Consider the following 14,083-nt stretch of genomic DNA (forward strand, 5'->3'; position numbering starts at 1 on the left):
ACCACCCAGAGGAACAGCTGTGCCTGAGACCGCGCCGACCGGCCGACCCCGCCCCGCATCCGGTACATCGCGCCGCGGGTTACCGCCGGCGGCAGCCACCCTTCTGGCAGCGGCCGCCACGAGCGAGCCTGGCCACCCCGGCGACATCAGCGCAGCGCCGGAGCACCCGACCGCTTCGCCGCCCATCCGCCTCTCGCCCGCCGGCCCCGCTGCTGTGCTGGTGAAGGATGGGCAACAGCCGACGTGGTCCGTCCTGGACCCGGGAGCGCCGGCGTATCCGGGAGCAACCCGGCACGCGCAGTGGGGAGTCAAAGTCTTCCGCGGGCGGCGCCTTCCGGCTGCCCTGGAGCCCTACCGCGCGCAAGCACACTCCTGGGAGATGCTGGTCCAGGAGCTGCTCACCGGGCAGCGGGACATCGCGCCGGCCCCGTCCGTCCTTCAACTGCGCGACTACCAGGCGCCGCGCGCGGAGGGCATCGCTGCCGCTCACCAGGCGGGCGCCCCAGGCTTTGCGCTGGTCTCGCCCACCGGCAGCGGGAAGACCATGACGGTGCTGGCCGGGCTCAACGCCAGACGCGCCCAGGTGCACACCATCCTGGTGGTCACCAAACTGGGCGCCGTCCCGGCCTGGCGGCGCGCGATCACCTCATACGGCGCCGGCCAGCGGTGGGTGGTGATCAATCCTGAGCGGCTGTGGCGGCTGTTCCTCCACCGCCAGCACAACCTGGGGTCGCTCCCTGCCGAGCGGGCGAGCGCGCTCGCCGCCGCCTCGGGGCTGCCCCGTGTCCTGTTCGATGCGGTAGTAGTCGACGAGAGCCAGGTTCTGGCTGCCCCCGACTCGGTCCGCTCTCGACTGGTGTACCGGCTGACCCATCCGCAGGACGGTTCACCGCCGCCGTTCTTCGTGCCTGCTTCGGCGACGCCGTTCTCCACCGTGCAGGAGACCAGCTACGCCGCTGACCTGATCGCGTTCGCCGCCCGGGTGCAGCCCCCCGCCGACCGCACCGGTACCGGCTACGCGCAGTGGGTGGAGAGCCTGCGGCCCGGCAGCGGGACGGACGACGACGGTAGCGTGAAGCGGATCAGGGAACTGCTGTACCGGCGGGGAGTGGGGTCGACCGCTACGCAGGAAGAACTGGGGCTGCCAACGCAGCGGCGGGAGATCCACTGGATCGAGCTGTCCACTGGTGAGAAGGAGATGTACGACGGCGCGTGGGCGCAGTTCATCCGCACCCACGGTCTTCGCAAGCTCCGTGAGCTGCGCCCGGGCCGCGCCGACCGCGGAAGCGAAGCGCTCAGGAATGTGCAGAAGGCGTCGATGCTCAAGGTTCCCCACGTCGCGCGGCACGTCGCCGGCCTGGTCCAGTCAGGTCACCAGGTTGTCGTTCCCGCCTGGTTCCTGGACACGGTGGACGCTCTGGCCGCCGATATCGCCCGCGAACTGTGGGCCCGCCATCTGCCCGATCATGTCTCGGTGATCACCGGTGAGCAGCCGGGGCTGCGCGAGGCGCGCCGGATTGCCTTCCAGCTCGGCCAGTCGCTGGTCTGCGTGACCAACGCGGTCGAGGCGCTGAATTTCCAGGCCGGCGAGCGGGACGTGGACGGCGCGGGCACCACCGCCACTACTGCACCGCGAATAACGGTCTTCGCCGACGTGCTGTGCGGCGGCAAGCAAAGCCTGCAGGCGGAAGGCCGAGCCCAACGCGACGGCCAGGTCGCCCCGTCCCACTACCTGGTGGTCCGCGGCACCCAGGAGCAGCTGTGGCTGGCCAGCGCTTTCTGGGCGCTGGCCGGCACCCAGGAGCTGGTCCACTCCTCCGCGGACGCCACATCGCTGGAAGAGCTGGCCTACCTGCTCGATGACGGCGCCGGCCAGGCCGCCAGCACCAAGGCGTCGCTATGAGCCATCCCGCCACCCTTTCATGGAGCCTTGCCGACCGGCCGTGGATCCGGTGCGTCGGTCTCGACGGCCGTGCCCATCTGCTGTCCCTGCTCGACGCGCTGGAACGCTGCGGCCAGATACGGCTGGCGGCACCGGATCCTCTCGTGCGGATAGCCACCGCCCGCCTCCTCCTCGCCGTCGCCTACAGCGCCGGCTGCGCCCCGGCCGGCTTCGACGACTACCTCCGGCAGATCCGCCGCGGTGTGGACCTCGCCCCGGTCACCGGCTGGATCCACGCCAACGCCGACCAGCTGGACCTGTTCCACCCCGAGTACCCGTTCTTCCAGGACGCTGGCATGCGGGACCTTGCCGGCCAGCGCGAGGCCACCGTGCCGGTCCACTTCCTAGACCTGACAGCCGCGCGAACCGGCCAGCTGTTGCACGACCACCGGCACCGCTACAACGGGCAGCCACTGCCGACGAGTAGGGCGGTGGAGCTGCTGCTCGTGCAGCAGTTATGGGCCAAGGGCGGCCGTATTCCGACGAAGTCGACGCTCTACGGCCGGGGCAGCGAGGTGGCGGGCGGCAGCACAGCGGCGGCCAGCCTGCTGTGGCTGCCGGAGACGATCCTGGCGGAGCTGCTGGCGTGGCGGCTGACCCCCCTGGCGTGTCCGGTGGGCACCGCGACCTGGTCCTACCGGCCGCGCCCCGAGGACGATCAGGGCCGCCACGGCACCCCCACCGGGGAGAGTGACGCTCTGACGTGGATGTCCCGCCGTATCCTGCTGCACCCGCAGGCATCCGACGGCGGGCAGGTCGCTGTCACCCAACTGGCCGCGGGCTGGCGGATCCAGCCGGGCGAGACACCCCTGACCCGCAGACCCGGCATGAGCGACGTCGCTGAAGCCATCGGCGGAAAACCACTGTGGGCCTCCGCGGTGACCAGCGACACCGATCTTGCTCCCCTGGCGGAGGCGTGGTGGGCAGCCGGCCCCGGGAGCTGGGCGGCGACCGCGCGGCAGGCTGCCGAAGACCTGGGCCACCAGCCAGACCTGACAGCCGCCGGCATCGCGGCCCCGGCAAACGCCGGGTACACCTGCACCCGACAGGTCTTCGCCCCCGGGCACCTCATGGCAGACCCGGAACTGCGTGACGCGGCCGACACCGTCATGGTCTTCCGCCGCCGCGCTCACGGAGCGGCACCCGATCCGGACACAGCCACCACCGCCGCCGGACTGCTCCGCCGCGAGCTCGGCACCAAGCTGCCGCCCGGCTTCGGCTCTGACTTCCTCCACGATCCGGCATTCCGTGCCGCGCCGCGCCGGCACCGCGAAGCCGCTCTGCTCGCCAGCGCCCGCCCTTTACAGGATCCAGATCCGGTACGCCGCGGCAGGCGGCTGGCCGTCTTGGAAGACGCCGTCCGCACCGCCGACATTGCACCTTCCGCAGCCGTGGCGCCGGTGTCAGCGGTGCCGGCCGCAGTCGGCCAGCAGGAGCTGTTCCAGGTCTCCGAACACGGAACTGTGGTCCTTCCCGTCATGTCGCAGGCGCCGGCGGACGAACTGGGCATCGCCTCCCCCGCGCTGACGGGATACGCCGCGCGGGACCTGTTCGTCACCAAGGAGACCGCCGCACTGGACGCCGCCAAACCGCGGCGTCACCGCCGTTCGGGCCCGGTGCCGGACGGTGAACTGGAGATGCCCGCCCGGGAACGGCGGCTGGCGATGCTGCTGGGCGCCTGGGCCCATACCTCCCGTATGAGCGCAACGCTGCGTGATCTGGCCTTCTGGCTCGCCCTTCCAGATCCGGACATCCCCGCCTGCCGACTGGTCACCGATCCGTTCCCCGCCGAGCAGCACGACGCCGCCGCAACCACGGCGGCGCTGTTCGCCCTGCACCGCCGACACAACCGCAGTGCCCCCGTCCACGGCAGCGTCCCGGTGCCCTGGCTGATGCGCCAGGTCCACGGACCGGCCCACCGGGCCACCACCGCCGCCCTGGTCACGATGGTTCGCTCACCGACCATCGCCGCGATGCGCCCGCTGCTCGCGGCCCAGATCCGCTCCGCCGCCAACGCCGGAGCCGCTCCGTCCTGGGGACAGCTCTTCGGTGATCTGGCGCACTGGGACGGCCCCGCCGTCCGGGAACGCTGGACCCAGCTGTATTTCGGCCGACGCTCCGTACCCCGTCACCTCTCCGCCACCGATTCCCGCGACCAGGAAGCACCCACCCCGTGACCAGCGCAACCGACCTCCACCTCTCCGGCACCGGCTTCACCATCGACCTTTCAGGTGTTCCCGGTCCGTTCGTCACCGTGCATTCGCTCACCACGCTGTCCGGCGTCGCCTTGAACCGCGACCAGCTCGGCCGACCCAAAACCATCACCATCGGCGGTGTCGAACGCATGCGGATCTCCTCCCAGTCACAGGTACGGGCTATCCGCGACGCGATGCGCACCTCTACGCTCCCCGGTGAGGTCCCCGCCGCCAACAGCCGCTACCTGCCCCGGGCAGTCTCCCGGCGCCTGCAGGAAACCGGCACCGACACTGCGGACGCCGACCCCGCGGCGGCCCTGATCGTCGCCGCCGCCGGAATGACCATCGACCCCACCGACCCTCACCGCACCCGCGCCGCCGTCGTCCTGCCGGACACCGCACCCGACGTGCTGGCCGCCCTGGTCACGCTCAACTGGGACGACCTGGAGGAGGCCCGGGTCAAGGCTGAGCACATCATCGCCGGCGCCGTGGCACCGCCGCCCGGCACAAGGCGCCCGCCGAAAGCAGGAAACTCCCTCAACGCCGCCGCCGCGCTCGTCCCGCCCGCCGTTGCCGCCCAGGCCCGCGAAGCCTTCGGCCCCGGACGCTCCGACATACAACTGTTCGGGCGGATGCTCACCGAACTCCCGCCGCCGAACGGGCACATACGCTCCGCCGTGGCGGTCGCCCACGGATTCTCGGTCGACGCCACGCTCACCTTCGCCGACGACTTCGCCACCCGCGACGATTGGAACGATCTCGGGGTCTTCGCCTCCAGCATGCTCGGCCAGCAACTACTCGCCTCCGGCACCTTGTACCGCTGGGCCGCCCTGGACCGGCGCCTCCTGCGTGCCAACCTGGCCGAATCCGACCCCGACCCCGACCGTGTCGAGGCAACCGCGCGAAGCATGGAACAACGGTTCCTCACTGCCGCCACCTACACGCTGCCCTCGGGGGGAAAGAGCCGCACCGGCGCCGCCGCCTGGCCCACCCTGGCCGTCGCCGCGACCTGCCCCCTGCCGCTCACCGCAGCCGCCGCGTTCGAAGACCCCGTGCCCGCCCCGGCGGGCACCGAAGCCGCCACCCGCCTGGCCCGCTACCTGCGCCGAGCCCACCTGATCGCAGGGGTCGCCCGGTGGCTCCCCCCCAACGCCGAACCCGCGCCCGCCGAGCTGCCCGGACAGCTCACCGTAGAAGCCGGCTGACCCATGGCCACCACCGTGCTGATCCGCCTGTCCGGCCCGCTCCAGTCCTACGGCGCCTCCTCACACTGGACCGAACGGGAAACCGGACCCCGGCCCGCCAAGTCCGCCGTGGCCGGCCTGATCGCCAACGCCCTGGGACGAGAGCGGTCGGCGGACATTTCCGAGCTGCGCGCCATGACCTTCGCCGTCCGCGCCGACCGGCCCGGCCACGTCCTCACCGACGACCAGACCGCCGGCGGCGGGGCATTCCCCTTCTACGCCTTCGAAACCAGCGCACCCGGCGGAGACCTCCGCAACTACGGGGTGCCGCGGAAACCTCTACGCCGGCCCGATGGAACCGTCCAGGCCCCCTGGATAGGGGAAACCCGCGCCCCGGTCCAGTTCCGCAAGCACTATCTCGCCGACGCCGCGTTCCTCGCCGGGATGACCACCGACGACCACAGCTTGGCCGAACACATCGTCCGGGCCCTGCGTCACCCGAGCGGACTGCTCTTCCTCGGTCGGCGATGCTGCCCGCTCTCCCACGCCCCCGCCTACGGCACCACACCGCTCGGTGCCGACGCCTGGCCCGACCGGATCCCCCTGCTCCCCGAGGCAACCACCGCCACACCACGGACCTGGACGGAAACCATCCCCCAGCCGGGCGCCACGCCGAGCCCCGAGCAGGTGCCCACCACGTACCTCGAACGCGACCACCCCCTGATGTTCCTTCTGCCCGCCACCGCGACCCCGCCCACGACCGAGGAGCCATGACCACCCCCGCAACCACCACCGCCCAGCCCGCCACCGACGGCCCGGTCGGCCTGCAGGTATGGCGCTCGGCACTCACCTTGCCCGCCGAGCAGCAACACCTGTGCCTGGATGTGCAGGAACTCCACCGCCTGGTCATGCGCGGCTTCCGCGACCCCCGCACGGTCACCGCGACCCGCACCCCGCGCCCCGCCGGCATCCTGTTCGCCGCCCGCCGCAGCACACCGCTAAGGGACCCCGACACCCGCCGCCTCAGCGCCGGCGCTCCCGAAGCGATCCTCGTCCAATCACCCCAACCACCCGACTGGAGCCACCTGCTGAAGACAGGCGCCCTGACCGCGGCCACGGTCAATCCCGTACGGGAGCACTACAACACCGGGGACACCATCGAGGGCCGCACCTTCGCCAACCCCGTCGCCCACGACCGCCGGACCGGCCGGAATCTGAGCAGGCGAACCGCCCAGGAGTGCGGCGACTGGCTCCGCGGAAAACTGCACCAGCAGGGACTCGACCTCAGCCCGCAGCACATCGCAATGAGCGAAGGCCACAGCGTCACCGGCATGCACGGAAGCGATCCCGTCAAGTTCATCTTCCGGGAGATGTTCGTGACTGGGACCGTCACCGACGTCCACAAGTTCCACGCCCTCCTGGCAGGCGGATTCGGCAGAGCGAAAGCCTACGGGTGCGGATTGCTGCTCACGCGTCCGGTAAACTGAACATTGCGCTCACGCGCCCTTCCTGCCCTCTTGGCAGGCTGAACCCCACGAATTTTTTTGGGACTTCCCTTCCCTCCCATCGGAGGGCACTCGCAGATCACCGCGCAAAAGCGGTCAACGCTAAGCCGGTATTGATCCTCGCGCCGGGCGGCCCTGCCGTCGTTGGCCATCGACCGGGCACCGGTGACCGTACGGACTCGCAACACCGCGAGCCGAGAGGTCATCGGGGCCACCGGCGGATGACTCGTCGAGCAGCGTGTGGACCGGCTGTACTTCCACCTCTCCACCCGCCACTGCGACTGGTTGCCCCTGTCCTGAGCCTCGGCACGAGCGTCACGCGTCATATCGCCTGGGATGGAAGGGCGCCTGCCCCGGGGCGTTGTGAGGGAAGGTGTCCTCGGGGCGCGGCGCGGCTCGATAGCCTGCCGCAGTGACTAGTGACGGAGAAGGACGCGTGTGGCCCGGCGGAACGACGGACGATCTTCCGGCCCTGACGGACGTGTACGGGACGGACCGTCACTCACGGTGACGCATCCTCCCTGTCCGCAAGTGAAGCCATTCCCGGACGAGGCAACGTCACCACTCGAGTGGACGCCTATCGTGCGATATCCCACGAGTTCTCCTGAGCACCCGTAGCCGCGCGACGCCGGTCTCGCCTGTGCCTGACCGCGAGAGAGCCCGGCCGCACCGGGGGGGTGATGCGGACGGGCTCATTCTCGGCACCCAGCGGGGAGAACCTGCTGCGCCGTCACGCCCGTTGGGGCGGGGCGTGGAGCACCAGTGTCCCCCGCCCATCGCCCCACAGGTGGGAAACCGCTGGAAAGCCCTCCACGGGACAGTGGTGGGGCGGGCTGTCCAGTACCAGCGCACCGCCGCGGCCAACGCCAGATTGTCACACTGGCGTCGTAGCATCACTGCATGGCTGATCTCCCCACCCACCTGGTTGACCTGCAACGACGCGTCAACGCGGCGCGTATGGACGTCGAGACGCATCGCAAGGAAGTGGACAAGCGGCGCGTCCAAGAGGCCGACGATGCCGACAAGGCACGGAAGGCCGCCGGGGAAGAGGTCCCCGAGGTACCCAGGTGGGCCCGACGCCTGCCCGAGTGGACGGCGGAGGACGACGCCAAGCACATGGACCTGATGGCAGCGGTCATCGAAGCTGCCGCAGCGCTGCGCGCGGGCGTCATCGCCGACCCCGGGGCCAGCCCCGACTACAAGACGGCGCAAGCCCTCCACGGCGCGGCAAGGGTCAGCGCTGAGGAGTAGGAACGGCCATCGGCAGTGGTGCGGCGGTGAGCCGGACCGGTCAGCCCGACGTCTCGTCTAACCCTGCCGCTGGATGTGCTCTCAAGCTCCTCGCTACACCACTCCAGAAACATGTCCAGGTCCGGGCCGACCTCGGGCGAGCCCGCCGACCGTTGAGGAACGCGCCCGCGGCCACAGCCGCTCGGGGACGGACCGCCGTATCCCCTGCACCGGGGCGGAGCGCTCTTACTCAATGGATTTGAGAGGATCATTGCGCCCTGTGGGTCGAAAGCTCGCATTCGTGCCGATGACGGATAGCTCGAAGATCCCGTCGAGTTCAAGGCCGCACATGGGGCAATCGAACATCTCAGGGAGGAGCTCAGTAGACCCGGAATTCATGTCGGGGATGATCCGGGACCGCAGCACTCCGAGCTTATAGCCGCACACCGCACAGCGCCCGTGGCTGGTACTATATTCGTCACTTTTTGACCATACGCGAATTTCTGCCATCTTCGCGCGCTTCTTGAGCTCCGATGCGCTGAGCTTTTCGCGATTGCAGATACGGTAGAGCTTCGCCGCGTATCGCATCTTGGCGGATAGGACTCCGCGCGCTATCTCCTGTTCTTGACGCCATATCGGCTTTATCTCTCGGAGCCAGAAATTGAATGGACCACCCTCTAGCTGTTTCTGAAATTCAGCTGCTCTGAGAGCTTCCTGGCGAGCCTCCTCCAGTGCCTCTTCCTGCATCTTTGCAAGAGCGTGTCGGCCGTCGGCATAGGGCCCCCAAAAGTCGATCCCGCCGTCGCCGATGTCCGCCAAGACTGCATCTGCAACTGCGACGGCGAGAGCGAGAGCTGACGCCGTTTGGCTTCTGTCGTGCCGTCCCAGATGGGCTACCCCATTCCGCGCAGTCAGAAGCAGCTCAACATCTCGCTCGGTTATCGAAATTGGCATGAGTGTGCGGAGTCGCTTATACGCCTCGGCTGCGCCCAGGGTCTTTACATTCTCTTCGGGGGCTGAGGCATGTTGCCCCAAGCCAGCCGCATGGAGCATAGAGGCGAAATCGCGTCCATCAACCAACAGGGACGGATGACGCGCGGCTAGCGCGCCCTTAACTATGTGTTCGAAACCTATGCCAGCGTGAAGGACGGCCATGTCGTTGTCGGCAAGGCGCCAGGCAGCCAGAGATCGCCGCATTTGTATTCGCGCGGACTCGCGCAGGTGCTCCACGTCCATCGCACTCACTCCCTACTCTTAGCCACAGCCCAGGACACCTGAGATTGTGCCTGTGTTGAGATTGTGCCTGTGTCAGCACCACATTGCCTCGCTTTTCCTCCTCCAGCTATGTCTTCGCCGTGGAGCACAGCGTCTTCATGCCGAATTCTTCGAAGCGCGGGTTCACCTCGGCCATGACCGCGTCCAGCCGTCCTGCGTCGCGCAGATCTGGTGGGCACCACGCGCTTGGCGAGGCGTCGCGTGGCGCGGTCGCGTACGTCGCCCCGTCGTGTGCCCTGACGTTCTCGCCTGCCGGATAAGCTCGGCCCCAAGAAAACCACTGCCGCCGACGATCAGAACTGTCATGTGCGTCACCGTAGACCTACAGGTCCCACGGTAAGGGCGGAAAGGTACACACCCGCCTGCAACAGGGCCGGGCTCGGCGAGTAGTGGCCGGCCCGGTGTGCCAGCGCACGTCTTGGTTGTGTCAGCAGAGCGCTAACCCCGGGTGGTCAGGAGTTCGTGGATCTGGCGGGCGTGGGAGACGGTGGGATGGGCTGCGGCTTCGCGTGCGAGGTCGCGGTACCGGACTGGAGCTCGGACAGGCGCGGCCCGACCCGGACAGCGGCGAGACCTACCGCCGCGTCCTCGTCCCGGCCGCCCTGGCCAACGTGCTGCTCGGCTGGGGTCCTGAAGGCGACGCCCAGGCCGCAGCCGTCGCCGCCGTCCCACACCTGCACACCCTCCAGCACGTCCCCGACCACGGGTGGGCACCACAGGACGCGGACACACAGAAGGGGTTCAGCGCACCAGGTCCTCGGCCAGGGCGTTGACGTCGCCAGCACCGATCAGCATCACCACGTCGCCGTCTGCGGCCTCCCGCCGCAACCGCTGCGCGAGGTCCGCCCGGCCGGGCGACATCTGCATCTGAGGGGCTCTGCCGGTGACATCGGCGGCAAGGTGCTCGGCGACGTGCTCCCACTCCTCAGGGTTCTCCCGTGCCGGATAGACCGGCTCGACCCACGCGAGGTCCGCCGTCGACAGGGCGTCGAGGAACTCGTCCTGGAACTGCTGGGTGCGGCTGAACAGGTGCGGCTGGAAGACAGCCAGCACCCGTCCGCCACCCGCGACCTGACGGGCGGCAGCCAGAGCTGCGACCACCTCGACCGGGTGGTGGGCGTAGTCGTCGTAGACCCGCGCACCAGCTGCGGTCTTGCCCCGAAGCTCGAACCGTCGCGCCAGCCCGGGGAAGGCCAGCAGCGCGGCACGAATCTCCGTGGGCGTGCACCCCCGACCAAGGGCGACCTCGACTACCAGCGCGGCGTTGTGCAGCTGATGCACCCCCGGCTGGTTGACCTCGTATTCCTCGCCCCGGAGGCGGAACCGCATCGGCTCGCCGTCGATGAATTCCGGCTCCGCCACCGTCATGTCCGACACGAATGGCCGCAGGTGCTCGGCGGCCTGGGCCGAGACCACCGCCGTCGCCTTAGCGTTCGTGGCGAACTCGCCCAGCACCTTCGCCACGTCCGTGACGTCCCGATAGGCGCCAGCATCTCCGACGTGGTCGAGATCGACGTTCGTGACGACCGCGGTGTGCACGCGGTAGTTCAGCAGGCTCCGGTCGGACTCGTCCGCCTCGATCACCAGGGCGCCGCCGGAGCCGGCCGCCGCGTGGATACCGGGCGGACGCAGCAGCGCGCCGACCACGTAGCTCGGGTCCGTGCCGCAGACGGTGAGCACGTGTGCGAGGAGCGCCGCCGTGGACGACTTGCCGTGCGCGCCACCGATCGCGACCGTCTCGTGCAGCGCCGTGAACTCGGTCAGTAGTTCGGAGCGGTGGAGTTCGCCCAGACCCTTGCGGCGGGCCTCAGCCCGCTCGATGTTCTCCGGCCGAATGGCGCCGGAGAACACCACCTCAGCCGGAGCGTCCGGAACATTTGCGGTGTTGTGGCCGATGGTCAGCCCCTTGACGCCGTTGCGGTCCAGGGAATCGGTGTAGATCGTTTTCTTCGCGTCGCTGCCGGTGACACGCGCTCCCAGCTCGCGGGCCACAAGGGCCAGCCCGGACATGCCGCACCCTCCGATCCCGATGAAGTGAAGGCTACGGTCGGCGAGTGGTTTGCGAGCATCTGGCACGGCTCAGAGTCTACCGACGCAGCCTCGGCCGCTGCGGAAGTGACGGCCACCAGCTTCGACTCGTCGGCGTACATGGAACTGTCCGTTCTACTTACCGAGCTGCTTGGAGCCGCTCCGTCGGCCCACGGCCTCCGCGGGCGACTTGGCGTCGTCGACCAGGAAGCACTCGCGGGCAAGGGCGCCTCGCGGCCCAGGGCCATCGAGTCGCCGGCTACGGCGCGGACCATGACCGCGTCTAGCGGCTCACCGGCGACAATTCGACGCGGAGGGAGCGGCATCCTCGAGACTCCGCAACGGCGGTGCGCCGCATAGACTTTGCGGATGGTTCCTCCACCAGAGCCCAGGTACTCCGGAGTGGTGTTCGATTTCTTCGGGGTGCTGACCGACAACATGGTCGAGGTGATCTCAGGATTCGAAGACCGGGAGAAGCTGGCCCGGGGCACCTTCTTGCGTGCCTGGGCCGATCCGCGAGGGCAGGAGCTGTTCCGGCGGTTGGAACTCGGCCAGATCCCCCAGCCCGACTGGAACCGAGGTTTCGCCGCCCTGATGGGCGTCATACCGGACGACCTGATGGCCCGCTATCTCCATGACGCCTTCCCGGCCTTCCAGTTGCTCAAGGTCGCCCGGCAGGCACGCGCTGCCGGGATCAGGACGGCGGTGTTGTCCAACAGCCTCGGGCGGGAGCCCTACGATCCCTACGCGGGATTCGACTTGCACGGCACGTTCGATGAGGTGGTCCTGTCCGCGGAGCACGGAGTGCGCAAGCCCGACCCGGCCATCTTCCACCTAGTGCTCGGCAAGCTCGGTGTACCGGCCGAGCGGTGCCTGTTCGTTGACGACAGCGAGGACAATCTAGCCGCCGCCTACCGGCTCGGCATCACCCCGCTACTGGCCCTGGACGAGCGCGTCGCGGCCGCCCAACTGCGCGAGATGCTCGGACTACCCGACCTGTAGGAACTCGCGGACAGCCGTGTGCGAGGTGTGCGCGGCCAACTGCGAGCGCAAACCTTTGAGTTCTGAGGTCGAACGGGCTGAGTCCACCGAGCCGAGGCACCGGGCCGCGTGACGTGCGGTGGCGACCGCGGCGTCCAGGTCGTGCATCTCCAGGTGGGCTTCTGCGGCGCGGGCCAGGTAGATCGCGTAGCTTCGCGGATATGCCTCGTCGCCGGGGTAGGACGCCTGCATGCCGGCCTCGAAGCGGCGTACCGCCTCGGCAGGGTCTCCGAGCTGCAGGGCTGCCGATCCAGCGATCATCTCGATCTCCCCGTAGTCCACCCAGTACAAGGTCTTCGGGTCGTCGTCGTGGACGCCTTTGTCCAGTGCGGTTCGGGCGAGGTCGAGTTGGTGGGCGCAGTCCTTCTTCGCGCCGGTCTTCGACAGTGCGCGGGCGCTGCGGGCGGCCAGCATGGCGTGCATGCGTGGTGTCGCCTTTCGTTTCACCTGGTCTTTCGCCGTTTCCAGGAGCGATATCGCCTTGGTCGCCTGGCCGGGGGTGGAGTAGCACTGGATCGCGGCGAACGAGAGTGTGTAGGCGCCGGTGACCGGGTCGTCGGCGTCGGCTGAGGCGCGCAGGGAACCGTCGAAGGCGCGCTGGGCGGCGCCGGGGCGGCCTTGGTCGAAGGCGCTCCAGGCCATCTGCCGGGCTGCTTCGGATGCCATCGAGTGCAGGCGATCCACGGTTGGTCCGCGGTGTCGACCTGTCGTGATGAGCTTGACGATTAGGGACAGTTCGCTGCGGGCGAGTTGGTATATCTCGCCGCTGCCGAGTTCGTCGTCGAGGTGCCGCAGGTAGTCGAGACGGTCCTCTACATGAGCCAGCAGGGGCGGCCCGTCTGAGAGAAAGCCCGGCGTCTTGGTGGTCCGGGTCAGGTCCAGGGCTGCGGACCAGTTGCTCGCGGAGACCGACAGCGCTGCGCCGGCTGACAGGAACCGCCTGCGGTCCACGCTGCTCCCCTTCAACAGGCTGCCCAAGACCACCATGCTCCCAGGCTGGTCCCAGGGGACATCCGCAACGGCCGCCGATCCGCTCTCGCGCAGGGCAGCGGCGAAGGTGCCTCCGGTGTGCAGCACCTTGTCGTAGGCGGCGGCAACGCCGGCGGTCACGGACCTGTTGCCGTTCTCTACGTTGCGCAGGTATGCCTCACCGAAGCCTGCCTCGCTGGCGAATCTCGCCCACGTCACGCCGGATGCCCTGCGTGCCTGCCGCATATCGTCGCGGAGTTGATCGGGCATGGGGGCGCCCTCCCGGCGTGGGATCGGTGCTGGATCGGTCTACGGCATTGTCTCCCGGTTGCTGTCGGTGTGTGCTCGACTCAGCACGGAAAGCAAGGGGGTGCCTTCCCGACCTAGGCGTTAACGAGTCGGCCCCTGGCTTCGGCGAGCAGTCCTGGAGACCTCCCGGGCGGCGATAGTCCGCCTGGTGCCGCTATGCCGCCGCCTGCACGTCCCGTCAGGATTCCTCCGGCAAGGATCAGGAGCCCAGCAGATGAGCATGTCGACCATCGACCAGAACGGCGGAGCGCCGCAGCCCGCCGATACCGGATCGGATCCCGCTGATCCGTTCGGCCTGGACATCACCTTCATCGAGGGCACGCCGGCGACCGAGACGATGCTGTCGTGCACCACCGGTGACACCTGCGGGAGTTCCTGTCCGAGCGCCTGCGTCACTTCGTAACT

The 14,083-nt window shown here is 69.0% G+C and carries 12 protein-coding genes; 8 read left to right on the plus strand and 4 right to left on the minus strand.

All coding sequences use genetic code 11. From position 1 onward, the window contains the following. Positions 1-379: 379 nt before the first annotated feature. The 6 genes from OG900_09455 (at position 380) to OG900_09480 (ending at position 8,077) form a co-directional block, all read left to right on the plus strand. Positions 380-1,903, plus strand: coding sequence for a helicase (locus OG900_09455; GenBank protein WUH90302.1), 1,524 nt, complete (start codon positions 380-382; stop codon positions 1,901-1,903). After that, complete coding sequence (locus OG900_09460; protein WUH90303.1) at positions 1,900-4,119, plus strand: type I-E CRISPR-associated protein Cse1/CasA; 2,220 nt, start codon at positions 1,900-1,902, stop codon at positions 4,117-4,119. Before OG900_09455 ends, OG900_09460 begins: the two co-directional genes overlap by 4 nt. Continuing rightward, positions 4,116-5,342 (plus strand): type I-E CRISPR-associated protein Cas7/Cse4/CasC, encoded by a 1,227-nt coding sequence (locus OG900_09465; protein WUH90304.1) that lies wholly within the window; start codon positions 4,116-4,118, stop codon positions 5,340-5,342. The genes OG900_09460 and OG900_09465 overlap by 4 nt, the downstream gene beginning before the upstream one ends. Before the next feature lie 3 nt (positions 5,343-5,345). Then, positions 5,346-6,095: a type I-E CRISPR-associated protein Cas5/CasD gene (gene cas5e / locus OG900_09470; GenBank protein ID WUH90305.1), complete on the plus strand. Its 750-nt coding sequence runs from the start codon at positions 5,346-5,348 to the stop codon at positions 6,093-6,095. Then, complete coding sequence (locus OG900_09475; GenBank protein ID WUH90306.1) at positions 6,092-6,808, plus strand: type I-E CRISPR-associated protein Cas6/Cse3/CasE; 717 nt, start codon at positions 6,092-6,094, stop codon at positions 6,806-6,808. The genes cas5e and OG900_09475 overlap by 4 nt, the downstream gene beginning before the upstream one ends. 918 nt (positions 6,809-7,726) lie before the next feature. Next, positions 7,727-8,077 (plus strand): hypothetical protein, encoded by a 351-nt coding sequence (locus OG900_09480; protein WUH90307.1) that lies wholly within the window; start codon positions 7,727-7,729, stop codon positions 8,075-8,077. A gap of 225 nt (positions 8,078-8,302) precedes the next feature. Here the strand turns inward: OG900_09480 and OG900_09485 are convergent, their stop codons facing one another. From OG900_09485 to murC, 3 genes are all read right to left on the minus strand, one after another. After that, positions 8,303-9,292, minus strand: coding sequence for a hypothetical protein (locus tag OG900_09485; protein ID WUH90308.1), 990 nt, complete (start codon positions 9,290-9,292; stop codon positions 8,303-8,305). A gap of 491 nt (positions 9,293-9,783) precedes the next feature. Continuing rightward, positions 9,784-10,035 carry a hypothetical protein gene (locus OG900_09490; GenBank protein WUH90309.1) on the minus strand — a complete coding sequence of 84 codons (252 nt, stop codon included), beginning with the start codon at positions 10,033-10,035 and terminating at the stop codon, positions 9,784-9,786. Between the two features lie 37 nt (positions 10,036-10,072). Continuing rightward, complete coding sequence (murC, locus tag OG900_09495; protein ID WUH90310.1) at positions 10,073-11,407, minus strand: UDP-N-acetylmuramate--L-alanine ligase; 1,335 nt, start codon at positions 11,405-11,407, stop codon at positions 10,073-10,075. A gap of 354 nt (positions 11,408-11,761) precedes the next feature. Between murC and OG900_09500 the strand changes: the two genes are divergently transcribed. Continuing rightward, positions 11,762-12,361, plus strand: a complete 600-nt coding sequence (locus OG900_09500; protein ID WUH90311.1) for an HAD-IA family hydrolase — start codon at positions 11,762-11,764, stop codon at positions 12,359-12,361. Here OG900_09500 and OG900_09505 read toward each other — a convergent pair. After that, complete coding sequence (locus tag OG900_09505; protein ID WUH90312.1) at positions 12,347-13,615, minus strand: helix-turn-helix transcriptional regulator; 1,269 nt, start codon at positions 13,613-13,615, stop codon at positions 12,347-12,349. The genes OG900_09500 and OG900_09505 overlap by 15 nt on opposite strands. 283 nt (positions 13,616-13,898) lie before the next feature. Between OG900_09505 and OG900_09510 the strand changes: the two genes are divergently transcribed. Next, positions 13,899-14,081, plus strand: coding sequence for an FxLD family lanthipeptide (locus OG900_09510; protein WUH90313.1), 183 nt, complete (start codon positions 13,899-13,901; stop codon positions 14,079-14,081). The last annotated feature ends 2 nt before the right edge of the window (positions 14,082-14,083 follow it).

This window comes from Streptomyces sp. NBC_00433, assembly GCA_036015235.1.
Taxonomy (GTDB): Bacteria; Actinomycetota; Actinomycetes; order Streptomycetales; family Streptomycetaceae; genus Actinacidiphila.

Coding starts and splice junctions, on each gene's coding strand:
- OG900_09485 (WUH90308.1), bottom strand. CDS start 9,292: ATGGACGTGGAGCACCTGCGCGAGTCCGCGCGAATACAAATGCGGCGA.
- OG900_09475 (WUH90306.1), top strand. CDS start 6,092: ATGACCACCCCCGCAACCACCACCGCCCAGCCCGCCACCGACGGCCCG.
- OG900_09480 (WUH90307.1), top strand. CDS start 7,727: ATGGCTGATCTCCCCACCCACCTGGTTGACCTGCAACGACGCGTCAAC.
- OG900_09455 (WUH90302.1), top strand. CDS start 380: ATGCTGGTCCAGGAGCTGCTCACCGGGCAGCGGGACATCGCGCCGGCC.
- OG900_09505 (WUH90312.1), bottom strand. CDS start 13,615: ATGCGGCAGGCACGCAGGGCATCCGGCGTGACGTGGGCGAGATTCGCC.
- cas5e (WUH90305.1), top strand. CDS start 5,346: ATGGCCACCACCGTGCTGATCCGCCTGTCCGGCCCGCTCCAGTCCTAC.
- OG900_09460 (WUH90303.1), top strand. CDS start 1,900: ATGAGCCATCCCGCCACCCTTTCATGGAGCCTTGCCGACCGGCCGTGG.
- OG900_09510 (WUH90313.1), top strand. CDS start 13,899: ATGTCGACCATCGACCAGAACGGCGGAGCGCCGCAGCCCGCCGATACC.